The 25,331-nt window shown below is 54.8% G+C and carries 25 protein-coding genes and 1 tRNA gene; 10 read left to right on the top strand and 16 right to left on the bottom strand.

The genetic code is table 11. The features are described 5' to 3' along the window. Positions 1–2: 2 nt before the first annotated feature. Entirely contained in the window at positions 3–1,094 is a 1,092-nt protein-coding gene (queG, locus tag DKK66_RS04350) for a tRNA epoxyqueuosine(34) reductase QueG (protein WP_131355815.1), read from the bottom strand. Positions 1,095–1,100: 6 nt separating this feature from the next. Between queG and tsaE the strand changes: the two genes are divergently transcribed. Beyond that, positions 1,101–1,586 carry a tRNA (adenosine(37)-N6)-threonylcarbamoyltransferase complex ATPase subunit type 1 TsaE gene (gene tsaE, locus DKK66_RS04355; RefSeq protein WP_131355818.1) on the top strand — a complete coding sequence of 162 codons (486 nt, stop codon included), beginning with the start codon at positions 1,101–1,103 and terminating at the stop codon, positions 1,584–1,586. Beyond that, positions 1,547–2,788: an N-acetylmuramoyl-L-alanine amidase gene (locus DKK66_RS04360; RefSeq protein ID WP_045845411.1), complete on the top strand. Its 1,242-nt coding sequence runs from the start codon at positions 1,547–1,549 to the stop codon at positions 2,786–2,788. Before tsaE ends, DKK66_RS04360 begins: the two co-directional genes overlap by 40 nt. A 54-nt stretch (positions 2,789–2,842) precedes the next feature. Here DKK66_RS04360 and yacG read toward each other — a convergent pair whose 3' ends face one another. The 7 genes from yacG to DKK66_RS04395 form a co-directional block, all read right to left on the bottom strand. Further along, positions 2,843–3,040 (bottom strand): DNA gyrase inhibitor YacG, encoded by a 198-nt coding sequence (yacG, locus tag DKK66_RS04365; RefSeq protein WP_045845412.1) that lies wholly within the window; start codon positions 3,038–3,040, stop codon positions 2,843–2,845. Between the two features lie 5 nt (positions 3,041–3,045). Next, complete coding sequence (gene zapD, locus DKK66_RS04370) at positions 3,046–3,804, bottom strand: cell division protein ZapD (RefSeq protein WP_045845413.1); 759 nt, start codon at positions 3,802–3,804, stop codon at positions 3,046–3,048. Positions 3,805–3,843: 39 nt separating this feature from the next. Next, complete coding sequence (gene coaE, locus DKK66_RS04375; RefSeq protein ID WP_370302793.1) at positions 3,844–4,533, bottom strand: dephospho-CoA kinase; 690 nt, start codon at positions 4,531–4,533, stop codon at positions 3,844–3,846. Continuing rightward, complete coding sequence (locus DKK66_RS04380; protein WP_131355821.1) at positions 4,445–5,314, bottom strand: A24 family peptidase; 870 nt, start codon at positions 5,312–5,314, stop codon at positions 4,445–4,447. Before DKK66_RS04380 ends, coaE begins: the two co-directional genes overlap by 89 nt. A 2-nt stretch (positions 5,315–5,316) precedes the next feature. Continuing rightward, positions 5,317–6,537: a type II secretion system F family protein gene (locus DKK66_RS04385; protein ID WP_131355824.1), complete on the bottom strand. Its 1,221-nt coding sequence runs from the start codon at positions 6,535–6,537 to the stop codon at positions 5,317–5,319. 20 nt (positions 6,538–6,557) lie between these two features. Beyond that, positions 6,558–8,270, bottom strand: coding sequence for a type IV-A pilus assembly ATPase PilB (pilB, locus tag DKK66_RS04390; protein ID WP_131355826.1), 1,713 nt, complete (start codon positions 8,268–8,270; stop codon positions 6,558–6,560). 184 nt (positions 8,271–8,454) lie between these two features. After that, positions 8,455–9,525 (bottom strand): porin, encoded by a 1,071-nt coding sequence (locus tag DKK66_RS04395; protein WP_131355829.1) that lies wholly within the window; start codon positions 9,523–9,525, stop codon positions 8,455–8,457. 341 nt (positions 9,526–9,866) lie between these two features. Between DKK66_RS04395 and DKK66_RS04400 the strand changes: the two genes are divergently transcribed. Then, the gene (locus DKK66_RS04400) at positions 9,867–11,264 is read left to right on the top strand and encodes a deoxyribodipyrimidine photo-lyase (protein ID WP_131355832.1); all 1,398 of its coding nucleotides are present in this window, start codon (positions 9,867–9,869) and stop codon (positions 11,262–11,264) included. Positions 11,265–11,320: 56 nt separating this feature from the next. On the opposite strand, the gene DKK66_RS04405 is transcribed toward DKK66_RS04400, so the two are convergent. Together DKK66_RS04405 and DKK66_RS04410 are read right to left on the bottom strand one after the other, a co-directional pair. After that, the gene (locus tag DKK66_RS04405) at positions 11,321–11,656 is read right to left on the bottom strand and encodes a ComEA family DNA-binding protein (RefSeq protein WP_045845420.1); all 336 of its coding nucleotides are present in this window, start codon (positions 11,654–11,656) and stop codon (positions 11,321–11,323) included. A 37-nt stretch (positions 11,657–11,693) separates the two neighbouring features. Next, the gene (locus DKK66_RS04410; RefSeq protein WP_062786365.1) at positions 11,694–12,515 is read right to left on the bottom strand and encodes an inner membrane protein YpjD; all 822 of its coding nucleotides are present in this window, start codon (positions 12,513–12,515) and stop codon (positions 11,694–11,696) included. 108 nt (positions 12,516–12,623) lie between these two features. Between DKK66_RS04410 and ffh the strand changes: the two genes are divergently transcribed. From ffh to purB, 3 genes are all read left to right on the top strand, one after another. After that, on the top strand, positions 12,624–13,979 hold the full coding sequence (ffh, locus tag DKK66_RS04415) for a signal recognition particle protein (RefSeq protein ID WP_045845422.1): 1,356 nt from the start codon (positions 12,624–12,626) through the stop codon (positions 13,977–13,979). A 143-nt stretch (positions 13,980–14,122) separates the two neighbouring features. After that, the gene (locus tag DKK66_RS04420) at positions 14,123–14,929 is read left to right on the top strand and encodes a RimK family alpha-L-glutamate ligase (RefSeq protein WP_242673568.1); all 807 of its coding nucleotides are present in this window, start codon (positions 14,123–14,125) and stop codon (positions 14,927–14,929) included. Positions 14,930–14,996: 67 nt separating this feature from the next. After that, the gene (gene purB, locus DKK66_RS04425) at positions 14,997–16,367 is read left to right on the top strand and encodes an adenylosuccinate lyase (protein ID WP_062786374.1); all 1,371 of its coding nucleotides are present in this window, start codon (positions 14,997–14,999) and stop codon (positions 16,365–16,367) included. A gap of 222 nt (positions 16,368–16,589) precedes the next feature. On the opposite strand, the gene DKK66_RS04430 is transcribed toward purB, so the two are convergent. The 5 genes from DKK66_RS04430 to DKK66_RS04450 form a co-directional block, all read right to left on the bottom strand. Further along, a tRNA-Met gene (locus DKK66_RS04430) sits at positions 16,590–16,666 on the bottom strand. A 99-nt stretch (positions 16,667–16,765) separates the two neighbouring features. Next, positions 16,766–17,383 (bottom strand): thiol:disulfide interchange protein DsbA/DsbL, encoded by a 618-nt coding sequence (locus DKK66_RS04435; RefSeq protein WP_131355838.1) that lies wholly within the window; start codon positions 17,381–17,383, stop codon positions 16,766–16,768. A 27-nt stretch (positions 17,384–17,410) separates the two neighbouring features. Further along, positions 17,411–18,181: an SPOR domain-containing protein gene (locus DKK66_RS04440; RefSeq protein WP_131355841.1), complete on the bottom strand. Its 771-nt coding sequence runs from the start codon at positions 18,179–18,181 to the stop codon at positions 17,411–17,413. Positions 18,182–18,253: 72 nt separating this feature from the next. Next, the gene (locus tag DKK66_RS04445; RefSeq protein ID WP_131355844.1) at positions 18,254–19,753 is read right to left on the bottom strand and encodes a YifB family Mg chelatase-like AAA ATPase; all 1,500 of its coding nucleotides are present in this window, start codon (positions 19,751–19,753) and stop codon (positions 18,254–18,256) included. A gap of 5 nt (positions 19,754–19,758) precedes the next feature. After that, on the bottom strand, positions 19,759–20,046 hold the full coding sequence (locus DKK66_RS04450) for an accessory factor UbiK family protein (RefSeq protein ID WP_062786388.1): 288 nt from the start codon (positions 20,044–20,046) through the stop codon (positions 19,759–19,761). Between the two features lie 271 nt (positions 20,047–20,317). Here DKK66_RS04450 and glnK point away from each other — a divergent pair, with 271 nt between their 5' ends. Then, positions 20,318–20,656 (top strand): P-II family nitrogen regulator, encoded by a 339-nt coding sequence (gene glnK / locus DKK66_RS04455; protein ID WP_045845429.1) that lies wholly within the window; start codon positions 20,318–20,320, stop codon positions 20,654–20,656. A gap of 30 nt (positions 20,657–20,686) precedes the next feature. Continuing rightward, a complete protein-coding gene (locus DKK66_RS04460) occupies positions 20,687–21,997 on the top strand; it encodes an ammonium transporter (protein WP_131355847.1) in 1,311 nt (436 codons plus the stop codon). Between the two features lie 140 nt (positions 21,998–22,137). On the opposite strand, the gene metK is transcribed toward DKK66_RS04460, so the two are convergent. After that, on the bottom strand, positions 22,138–23,307 hold the full coding sequence (metK, locus tag DKK66_RS04465) for a methionine adenosyltransferase (protein ID WP_062786391.1): 1,170 nt from the start codon (positions 23,305–23,307) through the stop codon (positions 22,138–22,140). A 77-nt stretch (positions 23,308–23,384) separates the two neighbouring features. On the opposite strand from metK, the gene DKK66_RS04470 reads away from it, so the two are divergent. Together DKK66_RS04470 and DKK66_RS04475 are read left to right on the top strand one after the other, a co-directional pair. Next, positions 23,385–24,278: a lysophospholipid acyltransferase family protein gene (locus tag DKK66_RS04470; RefSeq protein ID WP_131355850.1), complete on the top strand. Its 894-nt coding sequence runs from the start codon at positions 23,385–23,387 to the stop codon at positions 24,276–24,278. Next, the gene (locus DKK66_RS04475; protein ID WP_131355853.1) at positions 24,275–25,141 is read left to right on the top strand and encodes a lipid A biosynthesis lauroyl acyltransferase; all 867 of its coding nucleotides are present in this window, start codon (positions 24,275–24,277) and stop codon (positions 25,139–25,141) included. Before DKK66_RS04470 ends, DKK66_RS04475 begins: the two co-directional genes overlap by 4 nt. Positions 25,142–25,331 lie beyond the last annotated feature (190 nt).

Consider the following 25,331-nt stretch of genomic DNA (forward strand, 5'->3'; position numbering starts at 1 on the left):
TCTTATTTGGCTTGTGGTTGGCGCTGATGCTGGCAAGCCAGAGCCCAGCGCACCGGTTCGGCCACCAGTTCATCCGGGTAATCCTGCCGCTGCTGCAAAGCAGCCACGATGTCCGGATCATACGGCGCATTACCCAACCCCACGGCCAGATTGGAGAGCCATTTGGCATAGCCGATACGGTATATCGAGCTGCCGGCCAGTTTTTCCTTGAACATGGCCTCGCTCCAGCCAAACAACTCCAGCAGGCTGACCTGATCCAGACCATGCCGCACGGCAAAGTCCGGCTCGCGGGTATGCACGGAAAAGCGGTTCCACGGACAGGTCAGCTGACAATCGTCACAACCATAGACACGGTTGCCAATCATGGGGCGAAACTCAAGCGGAATGGCCGTTTTCAGCTCGATGGTGAGATAAGAGATGCAGCGGCGCGCATCCACTTTGTAAGGTGCGGTGATGGCCTGTGTCGGACAGACATCGATACAACGGGTGCAACGGCCGCAGTGTTCTGGCTCGGACACATCGGCAGGCAGAGGAAGGTCGGTAAACAACTCGCCCAGAAAATACAGCGAGCCTTGCTCGCGGCTCAACAGCAAGGTGTGCTTGCCGCGCCAGCCAAGGCCGGACTGCGCGGCCAGCGCCACTTCGGCCACCGGCGCACTATCGGTAAACACGCGGTAGCCAAACGGGCCGATATGCTCGGCCACTTTGTCTGCCAGTTTCTGCAAACGTGCCCGCAGCACCTTGTGATAATCCCGCCCCAAGGCATAGCGCGACAGATAGGCAAGTCGGCCATCTGCCAGCACGTCTTCGCTGGCCAGCGCCTCCGCCGGCCAGTAAGGCAGGCGCACGCTGACAATGGACAGGGTGCCGGGTACCAGGTCCGCTGGTTTGACCCGCAGGCTGCCATGCCGGGCCATGTAATCCATCTGGCCATGGCACCCCTCATCCAGCCAGGCCTGTAATTGCACCTCGGCCTGCACTGGCAGCTGGGCCTTGCTGATTCGAGCCGCGGCAAAGCCCAAATCTTGCGCCCAGGCTTTGATTTGCCCGGCCAATTCGGGATAATCCAGTTTTTGATAGGATTTCTCAGTCATATGGTCATGGATGATACCAGCGTTCGCAGTGGCAACCTGCCCGATGAGTCAGCAACCCTTGCGCTTGGCGCGAGCATGGCCACAGCACTGCAGGCAGGTGTAGTCATTTTCCTGCAAGGCGACCTTGGTGCAGGTAAAACCACATTTACCCGTGGCCTGCTGGCTGGCCTGGCCTATCATGGCAAGGTAAAGAGCCCCACCTACACGCTGGTGGAAAGCTACCCGTTTGCCGACTTCACCATCCATCATTTCGACCTGTATCGTTTTGCTGACCCGGAAGAATGGGATGACGCAGGTTTCCGTGATTACTTCGGCAAGGATAGCGTTTGTCTGGTCGAGTGGCCGGACAAGGCCGGTGCTTTGCTACCGCCTGCCGATCTGACACTGGAACTTGAAGTCAGCAACACAGGTCGCACGTATCGTTTAACTGCAAGAACAGAAACCGGACAGTCATGCCTGACTCGACTTTCGACCCCATCCGCCGCCGCCTGATTGGTGCGGCTGCCGCCACTTTCCTGCTTAGCGTCAGCAAGCTGGGCTTTGCCAGCAACAGCCAGGTGGTTGCCATCCGTATCTGGCCGGCATCCAGCTACACCCGCATCACGCTGGAAGCCAGTGACGCCATCAAGTTTAAACAGTTCACCATCAGCAATCCCGACCGGCTGGTGATTGATCTGGAAGGTGTGCAGCTAAACAGCGTGCTGAAAGACATCAGCAGCCAGATTGCCGATGCCGATCCGTATATCAAGACAGCCCGCGCCGGGCAATTCAGTCCGGATACCGTCCGCCTGGTGCTGGAACTCAAAACCGATGTCAAACCGCAGGCTTTCACCCTCAATCCGGTGGCGGAGTACAAACACCGTCTGGTGATCGACCTCTACCCCTCCAGTGGCGCACAAGATGACCCGCTGATGGCCTTGCTCGACGATTACAACAAGGGCAAGCTCACCGAGCCGCCGCCACAGGTAAAGCCGAAGAAAAACGACAGCAACCGCCCCATCGTGGTGATGCTGGACCCAGGCCACGGTGGTGAAGACCCAGGTGCCATCGGCATGAATGGCACTCGCGAAAAAGACATCGTCTTGCGCATCGGCAAGCAGCTGAAGCGCATGATTGATGCCGAGCGCAACATGAAGGCATTCATGACCCGCGAGGAAGACATTTTCATTCCGCTTGGCGTACGCGTGGCCAAGGCGCGCAAGCTGAATGCCGACCTGTTCATTTCCATCCATGCCGATGCCGCGCCCAACCGTAGCGCCCGCGGCTCTTCGGTTTTCGCCTTGTCCGAAAAAGGCGCTTCCAGTGCCTTCGCTAAAACCATGGCCCAGTCTGAAAACAGCTCGGACCTGATTGGCGGGGTGAAGATTGCCAGCAAGGACAAGTTCCTGGCGCATACCTTGCTCGACCTGACCCAGACCGCCACCATCAATGACAGCCTGAAACTGGGCAAGATCATGCTAGGCAAGGTAGGCGGTCTGAACAAGCTGCACAGCTCCCAGGTGGAACAAGCCGGCTTTGCCGTACTCAAGGCACCGGACATTCCGTCCATCCTGGTGGAAACCGCCTTCATCAGCAATCCGGAAGAAGAGCAACGCCTGCTGGACAGCGACTTCCAGCAACAGATGGCCGGCTCTATCCTCAGTGGCGTAAAAACCTACTTCACCCAGGGTGCCGCGCTGGCAGCGCGAGCCTGAGGCAGGAAGAGGACGCAAAAAAGCCCGCTTGAGCGGGCTTTTTTCTTGAATGGATCAGCGGTAGCGCGCCGGATCAATCTCGCTATCCGGGCTTTCCTCCACCGCAGGCACACGGTATGTCTCGTTGGCCCACTCACCCAGATCAATCATCTTGCAGCGCTCGCTGCAAAAGGGACGATACTGACTGGCTGGCTCCCAGCGCACGGCGGCGCCGCAAGTGGGACAGGACACAATACGAACAGCTTGGGACATAAGGCTTAGAACTTGCAGTTGGTCAAAGTGAATTCAACATCCGACTCGGTCTGGCGCGGACGGCTCTCACCGGTGACTGCGCTGACAAAACGGACATTGATGGCATATTTGTTGGCCGAGAGTTCCGGCAGCACGTTCAAGGCCGGATCGTAGGCAATACGAATCATCTGCACCACCTTGCCACCGGACATCTGCTGGAAGGCGCCATTGCGCGCAACATAATGATGCGTCTTGCCACTATCACGCAACAGATGAAGCAGGATGCGCGCAGCCTCGGCCGTCGGCATCAGCGGTGCCGCCCAGCGCCGCATGTCACGACGTCGCTCTTCAGCCGGCTTCTGCTGCCACAAATAGTAGGACGGCAGATCGAACTGGCAAGTCCCGCCGGGAATGCCTGCACGCTGCTTGATCGCCATCAGCCATTCGTTTTCGCGCAGATGCTGGCCGAACTTTCCGGTAATGCCATGCAGCTTTCCGGCAGCCAGCTCGATTTCATCCAGCACCTTGTCCAAGCTGTCTTCCGCCACATTCGGATTTTCGCGCAGCGCTTCGAGCACCTGCTTCTGACGTTCAAGCTCCTGCAGCAAGTCGGCTTTCAGGTCAGCACGGGATGCAGTTTCCAGCAATTCGAACAACACCAGCAATGCCGCATGGTGGTCCATTGCATGGTCTTTGCCCAGAAAATAGGCCAGGCGATCATACAACTGCTCCAGACGCAGCAATGTGCGGGTTCGCTCGGTGACAGGAAACTCGAAACTGATCACAAGACGTCTGCCCTTCTTGGTGGCTTGGAAAATGCCTTGTCACGCGCCGTGGGCAAGGTTTGCAAGATAATACTGGTGTTTGGCCTCGACTTGAAGCTGTAATGCTGCAAGTGTGCCGCCATTATCAATGACATCATCGGCCAGTGCCAGTCTTTGGGCGCGGCTCATTTGCGCTGCCATGATGGCGCGCACCGCTTCAGCAGTCAAACCACTGCGTGCCTGCACACGCTGTAGCTGTAAATCCTCATCACAGTCCACCAGCAGAGTACGCTGCACCAGCGCCCGATATTGCGGACTCTCAAACAGCAAAGGTACAACCAGCACTGCATATGGTGCTGTTGAATTTGCCAGCTGCTGCAGGCTCTGCTCCATGATCAGCGGGTGCAAAATGCCCTCGAGACGTTGCCTGCTCGCCGGATTGGCAAACACCAATTCACGCATGCACTTTCTATCCATGGCACCGTTGCCATCCAGCACACGCTCGCCAAATGCAGCCACAATCGGTGCAATCGCCCTGCCACCTGCGGCTGTGAGCTGATGGGCAATCACATCGGTATCCACCACATCCGCACCCAACAGGGCAAAATGATCGGCCGCTGCACTCTTGCCGGAGCCAATCCCGCCAGTCAGGCCCACCACCTTAATGGACATAGCTACCCAGATACCAACTGACGATTTGCTTGCCCCATAGCAGTGCAATCCACCCGGCAGCAGCCAGATATGGACCAAACGGCAATGCCTGGCCACGGCCAATACGCGACAGCAACATCAGGACAATGCCAACCACAGCCCCTACCAGGGAGGAAAGCAAAATGATCAGTGGCAACATGCTCCAGCCCAGCCAGGCACCGAAAGCTGCCAGCAACTTGAAGTCGCCGTAGCCCATGCCTTCCTTGCCGGTACATAACTTGAAAAGCCAGTACACCAACCATAAGCTCAGGTAGCCTGCTACTGCACCGATCACCGCATCCTCAAGCGGAACGACTCCGGTGTACAGATTGAATAACAAGCCAGCCCACACCAAGGGCAGGGTCAGATCATCAGGTAACAGCTGGGTATCCGCATCAATGAAGGTGAGTGCGACCAGCACTGCCGTCAACAGCAAGTAACCCAACATGGGCAGGCCCCAGCCAAAGCGCCATGCAACGGAAGCAAACAACAGGCCGGTGAGCAACTCAACTGCCGGATAGCGCCAGCTGATGCCGGTGCCACAGTGCGCGCAGCGACCGCGCAGCAAGGCATAACTGAGCAAGGGGATGTTCTGCCAGGCCTTCACATCCTGCTTGCAGCCAGGACAATGCGATGCAGGCACCAGCAGATTGTATCGCTCAGCATCCTGGACATCCCGACCGAGATATCGATCACATTCCCGCTGCCAGCCACGTTCCATCATGACCGGCAAACGGTGAATGACCACATTCAGGAAACTACCCACCAACAAGCCCAGCAACAACACCATCACCACCAGCAAGCCAGCATTTGCTGACAGCAGACTTCCGATTTCCGCCATGCTTAACCCACCACCTGGCCCATTTTGAAAATCGGCATATACATGGCAATAACCAGGCCGCCAATCAGTACACCCAGAATCACCATGATGGCGGGTTCCAACAGGCTGGAAAGCGAAGCAACAGCGTTATCCACTTCTTCTTCATAAAAATCCGCAATCTTGTCCAGCATCTGGTCGAGTGAACCCGACTCCTCACCAATGGAGGTCATCTGCAGCACCATATTGGGAAACAGCCCGGTACGCTGCATGGAATAGCTCAGGCTGGAACCGGCACTGACATCGTTTTGAATCAGTTTTGTCGCCTCGCTATATACCTGGTTACCCGATGCGCCACCGACAGAATCCAGCGCTTCAACCAGCGGGACACCCGCGGCGAACAAGGTAGACAAAGTACGCGACCAACGTGCGATGGTGGCCTTACGAATGATGTCACCGATGACCGGGAGCTTCAGCAGGATGCGGTCAAACTGTTCCTGCAACTTGGGCGTACGCTTGAATGCATAGAAAAACGCAAAGATTGCACCGAAAATGCTGCCGAATATCAGCCACCACCAATGAACAAAGAAGTCGGACAACCAGATGACAATCAGGGTTGGTGCAGGCAAATCAGCGCCAAAGCTGGAGAACAGATCCTTGAATGCCGGAATCACGTAAATCATGATCACGGCGGTAATGATGAAGGCCGTCGCCACAATGGCGGTGGGGTAGATCATGGCGGACTTGATCTTGCCCTTGATCGCCATCACCTTTTCTTTGTAGGTAGCCAGCTTGTCCAGCAAGGAGTCCAGTACACCACCGGTTTCACCTGCTGCAATCAAATTGCAGAACAACTTGTCGAAATACAGTGGACGCTTGCGAAAGGCCTCTGCCAGAGACAGGCCAGTTTCCACATCCGCGCGTACTTCAAGCAGCATTTTGGTAACTGCTGGATTGCCATGCCCTTTGGCGGCAATATCAAATGCCTGCAGCAAGGGCACACCCGCCCGCATCATGGTGGAAAGCTGACGGGTAAACAGCGTAATGTCTTTTTCGGTAATCTTGCGGCCAAAACCACTGCGACGGCGCTTGACCTTGACGACATTAATCCCCTGCCGACGCAACTGGGTCTTGGCGACAGCCTCGGTTTCGGCACGTAATTCCCCGCGCACTACCTTTCCTGCACGATCCTTGCCTTCCCATTCCCAGATAAAACCCGGGTTTACCTTTTTCGCCACGGTTGCCATGGTTTATATCTTTCTTATACCTAATCGTTGGTCACAGCCTCGATCTCGGCCAGCGAGGTCAGCCCACGCTTTACCTTCAGCAAACCGGCATGACGCAAATCAATCATGCCCTCTTGCAAGGCAAGGTCACTGATATCAATGGCAGTACCATTCTGCATGATCAGACGGGTCATGGCATCACTGATGGGCATGACTTCATAAATACCGGTACGTCCTTTATAGCCCGAGCCACGGCATTCGTCGCAGCCAACAGGACCGTATGGTTTCCAGCTGCCATCCAGTTCCTCCGGGCGGAAACCCGCCCGCAGCAATGCCGGTTCAGGAATATCGATCGGTGCCTTGCAGTGGTTGCACAAGCGTCTGGCCAGACGCTGGGCCATGATCAACAGTACCGAACTGGCTACGTTGAATGGTGCCACACCCATGTTCAGCAAACGAGTCAAGGTGGCAGGCGCATTATTGGTATGCAAGGTGGAAAACACCATGTGGCCGGTTTGTGCGGCCTTGATGGAAATGTCTGCCGTTTCGAAATCCCGGATTTCACCCACCATGATGACATCAGGATCCTGCCGCAGAAACGCTTTCAAGGCAGACGAGAAGGTGAGACCAGCCTTCTCGTTTACATTGACCTGGTTAATGCCAGGCAAATTGATTTCAACCGGATCCTCCGCCGTCGAAATATTGATATCCGGCTTGTTCAGGATATTAAGGCAAGTATAAAGCGAAACCGTTTTACCACTACCGGTAGGCCCGGTTACCAGCACCATCCCGTATGGACGCGCAATGGCTTCGAGCAGCATTTTCTTCTGCTCTGGTTCAAAACCCAGCTGTTCGATATCCAGTGATGCGGCAGAAGCATCCAGAATACGCATTACGATCTTCTCGCCAAACAGGGTTGGCAAGGTACTGACACGAAAATCAATTGAATGTGTCTTGGACAACACCAGCTTCAAACGACCATCCTGCGGTACGCGCTTCTCGGAAATATCCAAGCGCGATATCACCTTGATACGGGACGCGATTTTTTCTTTCAACAGCAAAGGCGGCTGCGCAATCTCTTTCAGCTGGCCATCCACACGATAACGAATGCGGTAAAACTTTTCGTAAGGCTCGAAATGGACGTCGGATGCCCCTCCGTTAATGGCGTCCAGCAGAACCTTGTGAATGAACTTGACGACAGGAGCGTCATCGACATCAGGCTGATTGGTTTCACTGTGCGGAGTGGGCTCATCCGGATCAACAAACTCCAGATCACCAAACTCCTCGTTCTCCAAGGCCTTGATCGCAGCAGTTGCATCTTCGGTGTACTTCCCAATCACTTTGGAAAGTTTGTCATCTTCAACCACGACCACTTCAACCGTCAGACCGGTCTTGAAAGTAATGGCGTGGAACGCGGATGTCTGGGTCGGATCAGACGTACCAATAAACAGCTTGTTACCACGCTTGAACAAAGGAACCAGACGACGACTGCCAATCAATTCATCATCAACCAGCCCTTTGGGCAGCTGAACAGGATCGATGGCACCCATGTCCAACAAAGGATAACCAAATACACCCGACGCAAAAGTGGCAACCTCCACTGCGGACATCTTCTTGCTGGCAATCAATTGCTCGACAAAACTGATGCCAGATGCCTGCGCCTGACGCTGGATAGCCTCTGCATCCTGTAACAGCAATGCATTGTTCTGCACCAGCGCTCTTCCCAGACCAGATATCCCAGCAGAAGCTTCCATAACTCCCCTTTGCGACTAGACGCTACCAATCAAGCCATATGGCATGCTGGCATTATATGCGCTGCACGGACAAAGTGGCAGGCCCCATGGCTAGGCTCGCTCACTATCTCGCTTCTACAGCAGAATAATGCAAAAAGGACTGCCGAAGCAGTCCTTTTATTAAGTTTAACTCTCTGAACGAGAATTAGAACTTGTGCTGAACACCAACAGCAACGGTGCGCTCGTTGGAGAACTTGTTATCGTTCGAATCACGATAGGTGTTCTGAACGTAACCGTAAGAAGCGTAAGCAGTGGTACGCTTGCTCAGAGCATAGTCAGCACCCAGTACGTACTGGTTCAGGTGACCCTTAACATCGGTACCGTCAACCGAAGCACCCCATACGCGACCGTAGGAGAATTTCGGAGTAATGGCGCCAAAGGTGTAACCCAGGGTCAGGCCAGCTTCTTTTTTCTTCAGCTCGGAACCGTTCGGCAGGTCAGTGGTAGAGGCGAAGCCGAAGGTAGCGTCGGTAGTACCGGAAGCCAGCTTGGATTGACCGTAGTAAGCAGCAGCCAGGATGTTGTTGGCATTGTAGCCAGCTTCCAGGCGCCAGTAGTTACCAGCCTTGTTACCAGCGATGTTGTTGTTGAAACGCTGATAGCCGAAGGTACCGAAGTAACCGGAGTTGGTATAGGTGGTACCGAAGCTGAAGGTGTTTTGCTTGTTGGTAGCGTTGGTTTCGTCAACACCGTAAACAACAGCACCGCTCAGGCCGGCAACGAATTCCGGAATATCGTAACGGATGGCGTTGTTAACACGACCGTCCAGCTGGTTGATGGAGCTGTAGGACTGACCGTTAACACCCTTGTTACCGTAGATCCAGGCATCCGGAGCGCCAGCGTCGGAGTTCAGGAAGGTGCTCAGCTTACCGATACGTACTTTACCGAAAGCACCTTGCAGACCAACGAAGGAATCGCGAGTAGCGAAGGTGTTGGAAGCGTTAACGGTGGTACCGTCGATGCTCAGGCCTTGCTCAACTTGCCAGATGGCTTTCAGGCCATTGCCCAGGTCTTCGTTACCCTTGAAACCGATCAGGGAACCGGTGTCGTCGATGCGGGAAACAGCCTTCGGCTTGCCGTTTACATCCTTAACGCCGTTAGCGTAGGTCTTGTTGCTTTCCACATCGGCTTCGATAGTGCCGTAAATGGTTACATCAGCCATTGCGTGAGCTACCGGCAGAGCGGCCAGAGCCAGGGCGATCAGCTTCTTGTTCATCGCTAATTCCTTTCGAAGTCAGTTAATGTAGTCCTGTTAGATTGCCTTGCCAGCGCAAGACACCCGGACATTTTTTCACCGCCGATTGATCGGCTGGTTGCTGGCTGAAATATAAAACGCCCGTTGCAAAAATACAAAACATCGCAGCGAAACCGTAGTAACAGCCAGAAGCACCCAGCCAGCAACAAAACGACAAGTCTTTGTTTTTATTGATATTTAATGAAAATTATCGCTTCAAACCGGCAAAACCAAAAAAACAACAACCCCAGCAAAGTGTTGCAAAAATGCTAATAATGGACTGTTTTTTTGCATACCCACCAACCACCTGACAACGCCCTATCATGTCCAACACCAACATATTCTGGTTCCGCCGCGACCTGAGGCTGGATGACAATGCAGCGCTGTACCATGCACTGAAAGCTGGCAAACCCGTCCGCTGCCTGTTTGTTTTTGACCGTGAAATTCTGGATGAACTTGCTGCCGATGACCGACGGATTGACTTCATCTGGCAGTCAATTGCCGAGCTACGACAGGAGCTGAGTCGCATAGGCAGCGATTTGCATGTGGCACAAGGGCGAGCCAGTGATGTTGTTCCGGCACTGGCGCAACAGTGGCAGGCAGATTCTGTATTTGCCAACCGTGACTACGAACCTGCAGCACGCGTGCGTGATCAGCACGTCGCTGAGCAGCTGGCACAACAGGGGCGTCAACTGCAGTTGTTCAAGGATCAGGTCATCTTTGAAACAGATGAAATTCTCACCACCACACGACGCCCCTACACGGTATTCACACCTTATAAGAATGCATGGCTGAAAAAACTGGATGGCTTTTACATGCAGGCCTATCCGACTCACCAGTATCTGCAGCACCTGGACCGATGGAGCTCCTCTCCCACTCCATCACTGGAAGAACTGGGTTTTAAAGCCGGCCTTGTGAGCCTGAAAGGTGGCAGTCATGCGGCACAGCAGCTGTTTGCCGACTTTTGTCAGCGCATCACACACTACAAGATATGGCGTGATTATCCGGCAACCAAAGGGGTGTCCTATCTTTCCACCCACTTGCGCTTCGGTACTATTTCCCTGAGAAAGCTGGTTCAATTTGCCTGCCTGCAAGGTGGAGAAGGGGCGGACTGCTGGCTGGGCGAGTTGATCTGGCGTGATTTCTATCAGCAGCTGATTTGGCACTTTCCCATTGCTGCCGGACAAAGTTTCAAGGAAGAGTATCGTCAGCTTGCCTTTGAGAATCGTGAAGAGTGGCTGATTGCATGGCAGGAGGGACGTACAGGCTATCCGATCGTAGATGCGGCAATGCGTCAACTGAACCAGAGCGGCTACATGCATAACCGCTTACGCATGATTACAGCCAGTTTTCTGGTCAAGGATTTGCTGATTGACTGGCGCAAGGGGGAAGCCTACTTCGCCGCCAAGCTGCTCGACTTCGACCTGGCAGCCAACAATGGTGGCTGGCAGTGGGCAGCCTCAACCGGCTGCGATGCACAGCCCTATTTCAGGATATTCAATCCGGTCACCCAGTCCGCCAAGTTTGATCCTGATGGCAAGTTCATCCGTCGCTATGTACCCGAACTGGCCCAGTTCAACGACAAGGACATTCATGCTCCATGGCTGGCAAAAAATCCGCCCATGGGCTTTCAACTGGGCAGAGACTACCCTAAGCCACTGGTTGACCATGCGGAACAGCGACAGAAGGCCTTGATGCTGTTTGGCAAAAACAAGGAATGACAATAGCAAAAGCGCCCATGTGGGCGCTTTGCTTTTACAACGACAGCTTCAGCAGCTCACTTTTTCGCCGGCGCGGCCTTGGCTGCTGGTGCAGCCGCCTTGGCAGGGGTTGCGGCCGCAGGAGCGGGAACGGTACTAGTCCCGGTGACACTGATGTCCTTCTTCAACTTTTCCAGTGTCTTGTCGCCGATACCGCTTACCTTCTTCAGATCATCTACCGTCTTGAATGCACCATTCTTGGTGCGGTAATCGATAATGGCTTTGGCCTTGACCGGGCCGATGCCATTGAGAGACTCAAGCTGCTGCTGGTTAGCCGTATTAATGTTGATGGCGGCCAGTGCGGAGGCGCAGATAAAAAACATACCAACAATCAGCGCAAACAGTTTTTTCATGAAACGAGGCTCCTTACATTGATTGAAAACATTCCAGTCAATAACGATGCAACAGTAATTCCAGTACTACTTTGCTACCGATGTAAGCAAGCAACAAGGTCCCGAAGCCAGCCAGTGTCCAGCGTATCGCAATCTTCCCGCGCCATCCCTTGAAGTGTCGCCCCAAGAGCAAAGCAGCGAACAATAACCAGGAGATAACGGAAAAGACTGTCTTATGGCTCAGGGCAACTGCTTTGCCAAACACCTCTTCAGAAAAAACGATGCCGGTCAGCAGGGATACCGTCAGCAGCAGGAAGCCGATGCCGATTACCTGAAACATCATTTTTTCCAATGAGAGCAAAGGCGGAAGCTGTCGTACCAGCGATAACCAACGCTTGTCGTGCAGGGCTTTCTCGAGGAACAACATCAATACGGCCAGCAACGCTGCAATGGCAAACAGACTGTAAGCCACAATCGATACCAAAACATGCAGGGCGAAAGCCGGATTGCCAAGGTCATGGATGATGTGCTCACCCGGAAATACCAATGAAAACACCAGTGTGAACACGGCCAATGGCATCATGAACAACTGCAGGCCCTCTACCCGGTAGAAAAAGCCGCATGTCCAGTAAATCACCAGCATCATCCAGACCACAACCGACAGGGCACGCCCCACTCCCAAGGAAAACATCACGCCTTCCGACAAAGGAGACACTACCGCATAGGCATGCACTAACAGCAGGAAACCCAGCGCGGTATGCTCCAGTTTCGGGTTACGCGGCAAACTGGCAACACCCTTCCAGTTACCGATGAAGTGCCATGAGAGCCCGGCATAGGCCAGACTCAGCAGAATAGTCAGGGAAAAAAGAAACGCGGTCATGGTGTTAGCGCCATCATTTGCGGGCGTCAACCCGGCAGCTCGTGGTAAAATCGTAAGTTTGAAAGTCTACACCAACCTGTCCCTTGTTGGCAGACAGAAGGACTCAGCATGTTAGACAACCTGACCAACCGCCTGTCCGGCGTCATCAAGAACCTGCGCGGCAATGCCCGCCTGACCGAAACCAACATCCAGGATGCACTGCGGGAAGTCCGCATGGCATTGCTGGAAGCCGACGTCGCACTTCCTGTTGTGAAGGCATTCATTTCCCAGATCAAGGAACGTGCTCTGGGTCAGGAAGTCATGGGCAGCCTGACACCGGGGCAAGCCCTGGTCGGCGTGGTCAACGAAGAACTTGTCAAATTGATGGGGGAGAAAAACGACGCCCTCAATCTGGCAGCTGTTCCACCAGCCATTGTACTGATGGCTGGCCTGCAGGGTGCAGGTAAAACCACAACCGTTGGCAAGCTGGCCAAATTACTGAAAGAAACCCAGAAAAAGAAAGTTCTGGTGGTTTCCGCTGACGTTTATCGTCCAGCTGCGATCGAGCAGCTGAAATTGCTGGCTGAACAGGTAGGTGTCGAGTGGTTCCCCTCCGACGGCAATCAAAAGCCGGTGGATATCGCACGTGCCGCTGTTGATCATGCCAAGCGCCACTTTTTTGATGTACTGATGGTGGATACTGCCGGTCGCCTGGCCATTGATGAAGCGATGATGGCCGAGATCAAGGCGGTGCACGCCGCCATCAATCCGGTCGAAACGCTGTTTGTGGTGGATGCCATGCAAGGCCAGGATGCAGTCAATACTGCGCAGGCCTTTAATGAAGCCCTGCCGCTGACCGGCGTTATCCTGACCAAGATGGATGGTGACTCGCGCGGTGGTGCTGCGCTGTCCGTACGCCACATCACGGGCAAACCGATCAAGTTTATTGGTGTTGGCGAAAAAGTAAGCGGGCTTGAAGCCTTCCACCCGGATCGTATCGCCAGCCGTATTCTGGGCATGGGTGATGTGCTGTCCCTGATCGAAGAAGTCCAGAAGGGCATCGATCAGGATGAAGCTGCTGCCATGGCCAAGAAGCTCAAGTCTGGCAAGGGCTTTGACCTGGAAGATTTCAAGGCACAGATGCAGCAGATGAAGAAAATGGGCGGCATGTCCAATCTGCTGGAGAAAATGCCTGGTCAGCTTGGTCAGATGGCCAAGGGTATTCAGGGTGCAGAAGCAGAAAAGTCCATGCGTCGCATTGAGGGCATCATCAATGCCATGACCATGGAGGAACGTCGCAAGCCCGAGTTGATCAAGGCCAGCCGCAAACGCCGCATTGCCGCAGGCTCCGGTGTGACGGTGCAAGAGGTCAACCGCCTGCTGAACCAGTTTGAGCAGACCCAGAAAATGATGAAGCAGTTTTCAGCCAAAGGCGGGCTGATGAAAATGATGCGCGGCATGAAAGGCATGATGCCGGGAATGTAAGCAAAACGGGTGCTCTGCACCCGTTTTGCTTGATGTGAAGGGAAATCATGTTGTTTGATGTAGTGGTACTCACCAAGCACAGCCTGCTGGAACTGGATACCGATGACTGGTACTGCAAACAGGTCCATCACGAAGATGGTTTGGTGCTGGATGCCCTGACAAAGCAGGGTTTGCGTGTCGCACGCAAAGCGTGGGATGACCCGGATTTTGACTGGCAGCAAACGCGAAGCCTGCTGTTTCGGACCACCTGGGACTACTTTGACCGCTATGCAGAATTCCGCCCTTGGCTAAACAAGGTGGCCAAGCAGACCACCCTGTTTAATAGTGCAGCACTCATCGACTGGAATATCGACAAGCATTACCTGCGCTTCATTGCAGAAAAAGGCATCAATGTCGTGAAGACCCACTACATTGAAAAGGGTGATAAGCGCCCCCTGGCACAATGCCTGGCGGAGAGTGGCTGGTCAGACGCCATTCTCAAGCCGGTTGTGTCAGGATCGGCACGGCATACTTACCGTCTTGCGCCTACGAATGCACTGGCACTGGAATGCACTTTTGCTGAACTGGTTCAACAGGAGGCACTGCTGTTACAGCCTTTCCAGCATGCAATCCTGACCGAAGGCGAGATATCGCTGATGGTGATTGATGGTCAGTTCAGCCATGCCATCCGCAAGGTGCCAAAAACTGGCGACTTCCGGGTACAGGATGATCATGGAGGCAGTGTCCATCCACACATGGCCAGCCATGAAGAGCAGCAGTTTGCGGAACATGCCGTTGCGGCGATTCCGTTTGATGTGCTTTATGCGCGTGTGGATATCGTGCGCGACAATGCCGGTCAGCTAGCCATCATGGAAGTTGAAATGATTGAACCGGAGCTTTTTTTCCGCTATCGGCCTGAAGCTGCCGATAGCCTGGCTAGCGGATTAGCACGCCGCCTGGCCGCGCTGTAAAAATAGATTTGTTTTGTACTGAAACCTGCCAGCATGTCTGGCACACCACGTTTGGAAATACCTCGTCATGAATCTGAACCCGCTGATCGCCCTGAGTCCTCTGGATGGCCGTTACGCCGCCCAGGTTGAAGGCTTGCGCAACCTGTTCTCCGAATATGGCCTGATGAAATTCCGTATCAAGGTTGAACTGGAATGGCTGAAAATGCTGGCCGCCGAGCCGGGCATCGAGGAAGTGAAACCTTTCTCCGAAGCGACTATCCGCGAAATCGATGACGTCATTGCCAACTTCACCGTGCAGCATGGTGAAGAGGTGAAAGCAATTGAAGCCCGCACGAACCATGACGTCAAGGCAATCGAATACTGGCTGAAAGAACGCCTCTCCGGCAATGCAGAAGTAATGGCAGCCAGCGAGTTCATTCACTTCGCCTGCACTTCCGAAGACATCAACAACCTGTCTCATGCCCTGATGCTGAAGACCGCACGCAATACCGTGGTCTTGCCTGCACTGGACGAAGTGATTCACAAGCTGCAACAACTGGCGCACGAACTGGCTGACCTGCCCATGATGTGCCGTACCCATGGCCAACCCGCCACGCCGTCCACCATGGGCAAGGAACTGGCCAACACCGTTTACCGCCTGAAGCGCCAACGTGAACAACTGGTGTCGCAGGAAATCCTGGGCAAGATCAACGGTGCCGTTGGCAACTACAATGCGCATCTGGTTGCCTACCCGCAAATCGACTGGGAAAGCCTGTGTGGCCGCTTCGTCTCCGGACTGGGCCTCACCTTCAATCCCTACACCATCCAGATCGAGCCGCATGACTACATGGCCGAGCTGTACCAGGTGGTAGGCCGCATCAATACCATCCTGATCGACCTGAACCGCGATATCTGGGGCTACATCTCGCTGGGCTACTTCAAGCAAAAAGTGAAGAAGGATGAAGTAGGCAGCTCGACCATGCCGCACAAGGTCAACCCGATCGACTTCGAGAACTCCGAAGGCAATCTGGGCATGGCCAATGCCATTCTGCAACACTTGGCAGAAAAGTTGCCGGTTTCCCGCTGGCAGCGTGACCTGACCGACTCCACCGTACTGCGCAATATGGGCGTTGGCTTCGGCTATACCATGCTGGGTTTCAAAGCCTGCCTCAAGGGTCTGAACAAGCTGGAAATCAATCCGGTAGCCATTACCGAAGAACTGGGTCGCAGCTGGGAATTACTGGCCGAACCGATCCAGACCGTAATGCGCCGCTACGGTGTACCCAACCCTTACGAGCAATTGAAAGAGTTGACCCGCGGCAAGGATGGCATTACCCGCGAAACTCTGTCTGCTTTCATCAAGGGGCTGGAGATTCCGGAAGCTGAAAAGGCACGTCTACTGGAGCTGACTCCGATTGCCTACGTTGGCAAGGCAGCAGAACTGGCAAAACGCATCTGATCATCCCTGACCAGCCAAGCAAACCGCCTTCGATGAAGGCGGTTTTTTATTGCCTATCGCATTAGGCATGAATCAGAAAAAGAAATGGGCCATCTTCCAAAGAAGACGGCCCGAAAATATGACTCGAGGGAATACGTTCCTGAACAGCAAACTGAACGTAATGGTGTGCTTGCGCACATACAAGAAAAGACCACTCTGCTGAGTGGTCTTTTCTTGAAAACTTGGTTGCGGGGGCAGGATTCGAACCTACGACCTTCGGGTTATGAGCCCGACGAGCTACCAGACTGCTCCACCCCGCGTCAGAGAAATGAATAGTACCTGTTATTTCTCGAAGCGTCAAGCTTTCGTCCGATAAAAGCAATTGCCTGCGAATGCAGGCATTGCCATCGGGACATGCATTACTTGATATTGCTTTCCGCCTTGGCTTTGGCAATGACGTCATTAAGCACTTCGATCAGACGCTCCGGAGCAGCCGGTGACAGCGCATACTTGCCATTCACGACAATGGTAGGCGTTCCTTCGATGTTGTAGGCACGAGTGATCTGGCTGGCGCGTGCAACCTGACTGTTGATACCGAAGGAGTTATAGGTTTGCATGAACTTGGCCAGGTTCACACCGGGCTGTTTCTTCAGCCAGTCATTCAGCACCGAAGGATCGGCCAGGTTGATTTTCTGCTGCATGACGGCGTCGAACACCGGCGCATTCAGCTTCTCCATATATCCCGTGACATTCAGCGTGGCAAACAGGCGGGCAAAACCTTCCATCGGCTTTTGCCAAACAATCTGTTCGCGACGGAAATCAACATAGGCCGGCTTTTTCCTTTCCCAGGCGGTGATCAGCGGGTCCAGATGAAAACAATGGATGCAGGTGTAGGAGAAAAACTCGATCACCTCAACCTTTTTGGGATTAGCCACCGGCTGCGGCTTGGCCATCAGCACATAATCCTTGCCCAGTTCGGAAGCAGCATTGGCAAAACCACTGACCAGCAACAAGGTCATCAACAACCATTTTTTCATTTTTTGTCCTCTAGACGTTTATTTGAATCACTCTGCCTTGACGACGGCAGCATTGATACCATCCTGCTTCAGCTGGGCACGCAGGCGATCGATATCTTCAGGCTTGCTCAATGGGCCGATACGGACGCGATGGACCATGCCCTTGTCAGGAATCGAAACAGACTGGATTTTGGCCTCAACACCCAGCAAGGCAAGCTTGGCCTTGAGGTTGTCAGCTTCATTTTCATTCTGAAAGGAACCCAGTTGCAGGAAGACCTTTTTGGCTGGTGCGGCAGTAGAAGGTTCCCGGTCTTTACCTGCTGCCTTGCCATCGGCAGGGACTGCATCCACCTGACCGGGCAGGATTTTGTAGAAGTCAAAACGCTGTTCATCCTTGGCCGTAGTGGCCGGGGACGTAGCCGGTTTGTTCTTGGCACTTGCCGCAGGGGCCGTGCTTGTGGCCGCCGGCTGCTCTGCGGGCATCGGTGGCGGTGCCGGCTGTTCGACTTTCACCGGAGCAGACGCAGCAGGTGCCGGCTGATTGGCTTGTACATCGGCAATCTTGGTACCCGGTTCCAGAAGTTCTGTCGATGGCGCCGAGCTTGCAGCAGAACCGGCTTTGCGATCCAGTTTTTCCAGATTGGAAAATGGCGTTGCAGAACGATTCAGATACATGGCGAGGCCCACTGCAACGGCAACGCCCACGATAAGGCCGATGACAATACCCGCTACCAGCCCCCCGCCTCCACTCTTGCGACCAGGACGTCCTCGCCCGGAAGCGCTGGTACGAGAGGAATTCTTCACATCACGATTTGCCATGTACTACTACCATTTCCATACAATCAATCGGTACATTATCTATTAAAACCAGACGAAAATATATTTACCGAATCACACACCAAAACCACTCCTTCTTAATTGAATGGCTTGCAGCATATGATGTCGTTCCAGTTTCACGCTTCCTTGCAGATCCGCCACCGTACGCCCGATGCGTAATATCCGGTGATAACTTCTGGCCGACAGTCCCAACTTTTCCAGAGCACCTGCCAGCAAGGCAAGTGCTGCCGGGTCTGCCGCGCCATATTGCTCCAGCGCCAATCCGGAAAGACGGGCATTACTGCATCCCTGACGCTGCAACTGCACATCACGCGCCTGCTGAACCCGAAGACGCACCAGCTCGCTTCCCTCGCCGGCCACCGCACTGGTGAGTTCATCCGCACCCAGTGCCGGAACCGGTACATGCATGTCGATCCGGTCCAACAATGGGCCCGATAATTTGCCAACATAGCGGGCAATTTGTTCCGGTGTACATTGACAGCGCCCGGAAGGCTGCCCCTGATACCCGCAAGGACAGGGATTCATGGCAGCAACCAGTTGAAAGTCGGCGGGAAAAATGGCTTGCCGGCTGGCGCGCGAAATATGGATTACTTTGGACTCCAAAGGTTCACGCAATACTTCCAATACCTTGCGATCGAATTCTGGCAACTCATCCAGAAACAACACGCCATGATGTGCCAGACTGATTTCACCCGGCCGCGGATCTGAACCGCCGCCAACCAGGGCAACGGCTGATGCGGTGTGGTGCGGAGCCCTGAATGGTCTTTGGCGCCATTGTTCCAGTAAAAAGCCTCGCGTGCCAAGTGACTGAACCGAGGCGGCCTCCAGCGCTTCTTCCTCATTCATCGTTGGCAGAATGCCCGGCAAACGCGATGCCAGCATGGACTTCCCCGTACCCGGCGGCCCTACCAGCAACAGGCTGTGTCCACCTGCAGCGGCAATCTCCAGGGCATAACGTGCTGCGGCCTGGCCTTTGACATCGGCCAAGTCCGGATAAACGGGCCGTGTGTCATTCTGGTTGACGACGATGGGTGAACAGGGCTGGGTGCCATTCAGGTGTGCACAAACTTGCAGCAAGCTATCCACGGCATAAACCTGATCTGCCAGCACCAACGCAGCTTCCTGAGCACAGTCTCGCGGCAACATGAAGGCACGGCCTGCACGACGGGTTTGGCATGCCATGGCCAGGGCACCGCGCACTGCACGCAGCTGGCCACTCAGTGCCAGTTCGCCGGCAAATTCATAGTCTGCAAGATGTGGGCATTGTATCTGGCCGGCGGCAACCAGAATGCCAATGGCAATGGGAAGGTCGAAACGGCCAGAGTCCTTGGGCAGATCAGCTGGTGCCAGATTGACCGTAATGCGACGCGCGGGGAATTCAAAACCAGAATTGAGAATGGCGGCCCGGACACGGTCCCGGCTTTCCTTCACTTCGGTGTCGGGCAAGCCGACGATGGTGAACTGCGGAAGTCCATTGGCCAGATGGACTTCAACGGCAACTTCCGGGGCATGCAGCCCGGCCAGGGCACGGCTCGCTACTACGGCCAGAGCCATCGTGCTCAGGAATGACCCAATTCAGCCTGGGCTTCGGTCCTGGCCTGGGCTTCCTCAGGGAAAACCTGGGCTTCAAGCTTGGCCAGGCGGGCTTCCAGTGCAGTCAGTTTTTCACGGGTACGCACCAGTACTTCCTGTTGCACATCGAATTCTTCGCGGGTCACCAGATCCATGCGGGAGAAAGTGGATGCCATCATGGCCTTGATGTTCTTCTCGATATCCTTGGCCGGACTGGCTGCGATGGTATCGCTGATCTTGCTGCTGATTTCTTCAAAAATCTTCTGACTCAACATCTTGGTGCTCCTTTGCAGGTAATCGATAGTCCGCTTCGAGTGTAGCAAAATCCATTCGGCGCTGCAGCGCAGCGAGCAACGCACCAATTGAGTGCAGAGGCTCAATAATAAATGCTCCGCCTTGGTGCTGACAGCCATTAATGCTCAGCAATTACAGATTTAATCGCGGAAAACACTTAGGTAACAGCAAGATAATAAGCTGGCACGGTTTATGCAGTAGTGTTTCTCAGTAACGCAAGCAACTAACCGGGTCCACCGAAAAGGAGTGAACATGAAACTGGTCACCGCCGTGATCAAGCCTTTCAAGCTTGATGAAGTACGTGAAGCGCTATCCGCCATTGGCGTGCAAGGCATTACCGTCACGGAAGTCAAAGGATTTGGCCGTCAGAAAGGTCATACCGAGCTGTATCGTGGCGCTGAATATGTCGTGGACTTCCTGCCCAAGGTCAAACTGGAAATTGCCATTGATGACAGTCTGCTGGACCAGGTTGTCGAGGCCATCGAAAAATCGGCACGTACCGGCAAGATTGGTGATGGCAAGATTTTTGTCTTCGATCTTGAACAAATCGTGCGGATCCGGACCGGGGAAACCGGTACCGACGCGGTTTAAGCCACGCTATAGCCATACAGGGGAAATCACATGAAGAAGAAACTTGCTGCCTTGGGTACCGGCCTGTTGTCACTGGCCCTGCCCGTTCTGGCTGATGCACCGGCAGGTCCGGCCATGGCTGACTTCAAGGTCATCAACTCCGGCGACACAGCCTGGATGCTGACCTCCACCGCACTGGTGCTGTTCATGACCATTCCGGGCCTGGCCCTGTTCTACGGCGGCATGGTCCGCAAAAAGAACGTACTGGCCACCCTGATGCAAAGCTTTGCCATCACCGCGCTGGTGACCGTACTGTGGGCCGTCGTTGGCTACAGCCTGGCCTTTACCGTTGGCAATCCCTACCTGGGTGACCTGAGCCGTGTCTTCCTGGATGGCATGGACTACATTGCCGACACCAAAAAAGTTGCCGTTCATCCGTCTGCTGGATCGATTCCGGAATCGGTGTTCATGATGTTCCAGATGACCTTTGCCATCATTACCCCGGCACTGATCACCGGTGCCTTTGCTGAACGGATGAAATTCTCTGCCCTGCTGATCTTTACTGCGCTGTGGTCCTTGCTCGTTTATGTACCGGTTGCCCACTGGGTTTGGGCACCGGGCGGCTGGATGAGCGGTCTGGGTGTGCTGGACTTTGCTGGCGGTACCGTGGTTCACATCAACGCTGGTATTGCCGGCCTGATCTGTGCCCTGGTGATGGGCAAGCGCGTGGGTTTTGGCAAGGAAGCCATGCCGCCGCACAACCTGATCCTGACCCTGATTGGCGCTTCCATGCTGTGGGTGGGCTGGTTTGGCTTCAATGCCGGCTCTGCGGTAGCCGCTGATGGTCGTGCCGGCATGGCCATGGTGACCACCCAGGTTGCCACTGGTATTGCTGCACTGGCCTGGACTTTTGCTGAATGGATCCACAAGAAAAAACCCTCGGTACTGGGCATTGCTTCCGGTGCTGTAGCTGGCCTGGTTGCCATCACTCCTGCAGCTGGTTTCGTGGATGTAAAGGGTGCCCTGATTATTGGTGCAGTGGCTGGCGTGGTTTGCTTCTGGGGTGCAACTGGCCTGAAACACATGCTGGGCTACGATGACTCGCTGGATGCCTTCGGTGTACACGGTGTTGGCGGTATCGTTGGCGCGCTGCTGACCGGTGTATTTGCGGTGAAGAGCATCAGCGGTGCCGAAGGTAGCCTGGCTACCCAGGCAATCGGTGTGGGTGTGACCGTGGTGTACTGCGCCATCATCACCTTCATCCTGCTGAAAATCATTGATGTGGTTGTTGGCCTGCGTGTGGCTGAAGACGAAGAACGCGAAGGTCTGGATGTGGTTCTGCACGGTGAGCGTGTGGAGTAAGCAGCCAACACCATCAACAAGTTGTGGTAAGGGACTTCGGGGCGCTTCGGCGCCCTTTTTTTCTGCCCACGTTAAACTGACATGAAAAAAGCACCGAATGAATCGGTGCTTTTTTGATCTTGCAACAACAGCTAACTGGTTTACAGACCAGCGTCAGCGCGCAGCGCTTCCACCTTGTCGGTGCGTTCCCAGGTGAATTCCGGCTCTTCGCGGCCGAAGTGGCCGTAAGCGGCGGTCTTGCCGTAGATCGGGCGCAGCAGGTCCAGCATCTGGATGATGCCTTTCGGGCGCAGGTCGAAGTGCTTCTTCACCAGTTCCACGATCTTTTCGTTCGGGATCTTGTTGGTGCCGAAGGTATCCACTGCAATCGAGGTCGGCTCGGCCACGCCGATGGCGTAGGAAACCTGGATCTGGCACTGACGGGCAAGGCCGGCAGCCACGATGTTCTTGGCCACGTAGCGGCCAGCATAGGCGGCCGAGCGGTCCACCTTGGACGGGTCCTTGCCGGAGAAGGCGCCACCACCGTGCGGTGCTGCACCGCCATAGGTGTCGACGATGATCTTGCGACCGGTCAGGCCGCAGTCGCCCATCGGGCCGCCAATGACGAAGCGGCCGGTCGGGTTCACCAGATACTTGGTTTCGGCAGTCAGCATTTCCGGCGGCAGGACCGGCTTGATGATGTCTTCGATGACGGCTTCGGTCAGCGTCTTGTGATCGATTTCCGGGCTGTGCTGGGTGGACAGCACCACGGTGTCGATACGCTTGGGCAGGCCGGTTTCACCATCGTACACGCAGGTGATCTGGCTCTTGGCGTCCGGGCGCAGCCACGGCAGGCGGCCGTCCTTGCGCAGTTCGGCCTGGCGCTGCACCAGACGGTGGGCGTAGTAGATGGGGAAGGGCATCAGCGTCGGGGTTTCGTCGCAGGCATAGCCGAACATCAGGCCTTGGTCGCCAGCGCCCTGGTTCAGGTCCAGGCCTTCGCCTTCGTTCACGCCTTGGGCGATGTCTTGCGATTGCTTGTCATAGCAGGCCATGACGGCGCAGCCGTGGTAGTCGAAACCCAGCTCGGAGTTGTCGTAACCGATGCGCTTGATGGTCTCGCGTGCAATCTTGATGTAGTCGACATTGGCCGAGGTGGTGATTTCACCAGCCAGCACCACCAAGCCGGTGTTGACCAGGGTTTCGGCTGCTACGCGAGCGTATTTGTCTTCGCGCAGGATGGCATCGAGGATGGCATCGGAGATTTGGTCGGCTACTTTGTCCGGATGGCCTTCCGATACCGATTCCGACGTAAACAGATATTCGCTCATTTGTTTGTTGATTCCCGAATAAAGCAAAACAGTGTGATGATAAAATAGGCCGCTTTACGATCACCACTGACTAAACCATGTCCAAGCTGGTCCAACTCGTGTTGTCCTTGCTGGCGCGTTTGCCGCTGTCGTGGCTGCAATGTCTCGGCGCCATTCTGGGGCGGCTTACTTACCTTTCATCCCCCCGCTATGCAGAGCGGATGAGAAGTAATCTGGCGTCGAGTAAAATCTGTGAAAATTATCAGGTTTTACAAGGACTAGTCAAACAATCCGCACTGGAAACCGGTAAAGGTGCACTGGAATTGTCAATAGCCTGGTGCCGGGAGCCGGAAGACATTGCCGCACTGGTGAAAGCCTGTCATGGCTGGGAGCATGTTGAGCGCGCCTTGCAAGCCGGCCATGGTATCGTTTTTGTCACCCCGCACCTTGGCAGTTATGACATTGCCGGCCGTTACATCAGCTCGCGCCTGCCCTTTCCGTTGACTGCCATGTACCGGCCGCCAAAACTGACCTGGCTGGAACCGGTAATGCAGGCAGGACGTGCCCGTGGCAAGGGCAAGACCGCGCCGGCAACCGGTGCCGGTGTGCGCATTCTGATGAAGGCTTTGAAATCAGGCGAAGCTACCATCATTCTGCCCGATCAGGTTCCCGGCAACGGGGAAGGGGTATGGGCACCTTTTTTTGGCAAACCGGCTTACACCATGAGCCTGGTGCCACGCCTCGCGCAGGTGAGCGGGGTGGAAGTGCTGTTTTTTGTTGGCGAGCGCCTGCCACGTGGCGAGGGCTTCGTCGTGCATATCGAAGCCATGTCCCAACCATTCAGTGGTGACAAGGATGCCGATTGTGCGCTGCTCAACCGGACCGTTGAGGACATGATCCGCCGCTTACCCAGCCAGTACCTGTGGAGCTACAACCGTTACAAATGTCCTGCGGGCGTTACTCCGCCGGACCATCAGCAAGGAAACCCATGAAGATTGTTTTTGCCCTGTTATGGCTGATTCGCCTGCTGCCCATGTGGGCGATTGGTTTGCTGGCGGATGGAATTGGCTTGGTGGCTTATCACCTGGCGGCAGACCGTCGCAAGGTGGGCCTCACCAATCTGCGCATTTGCTTCCCTGATATGAGTGAGGCTGAACGAAAACGCCTGATCAAGTCCAACTTCGGCTACATGATCCGCCTGGCGCTGGAATACGGCGTCGCCTGGTGGAGCTCTGCCGATCGTATCCGCAAGCTGGTCAGCATCAAGAATCTGCATATCGTGGAGGAGCTGCGCGCCAAGGGTGAGGATGTGATCCTGTTTTACCCGCACTTTGTCGGCTTCGAAATGTGTGTTTTCGCGCTGAACCAGGTACTGCCACTGGTGAGCGTTTACTCGCAGCAAAAGAACGACACGCTGGATGCCCAGATCTACGCTGGCCGTCAGCGCTACAACAATTGCTATATCGTGCCGCGTAATGAAGGCCTGCGTTCCATCATCAAGGCCATGCGCAAAGAACACACGCCCTTCCTCTACCTGCCTGACCAGGACTTCGGCGCGCGCGACTCGGTGTTCGTGAAATTCTTCGAGAAGGACGCCGCGACAATTACCGGACTGTCACGCATCAGCAAACTGGCCAAGGCGCACGTGGTTCCCTTAATCGCGCGCCGTGTTGGCAATCGCTTCGAGCTGGAATTTTATCCGGCATGGGAAAACTACCCGACCGATGATGTAGTAGCTGATACCCGGCGCATGAATGCCTTCCTGGAAGAGCGGATCCGCGAGATACCCGACCAGTACTTCTGGCTGCACAAACGCTTCAAAAGCCGTCCAGAAGGTGAACAGCGCATTTATTGAATGCCATGCCTTCAACAAAAAACCCGGCCCCGTGCCGGTTTTTTTTGTCTGTCGCAATTGGAAAGCCCGCAGATAAGGATCAATCCTTCTTTATAGGGTCTTTAATCCTCCAACCTGGCGCGTCTGCCCTCCCCTACTACCCTGCACTGCCATGCCCGGCGACTGCAAACCCAGTCGCTACCTGCAAGCA

This window comes from Aquitalea sp. USM4, assembly GCF_004328945.1.
Taxonomy (GTDB): Bacteria; Pseudomonadota; Gammaproteobacteria; order Burkholderiales; family Chromobacteriaceae; genus Aquitalea; species Aquitalea pelogenes.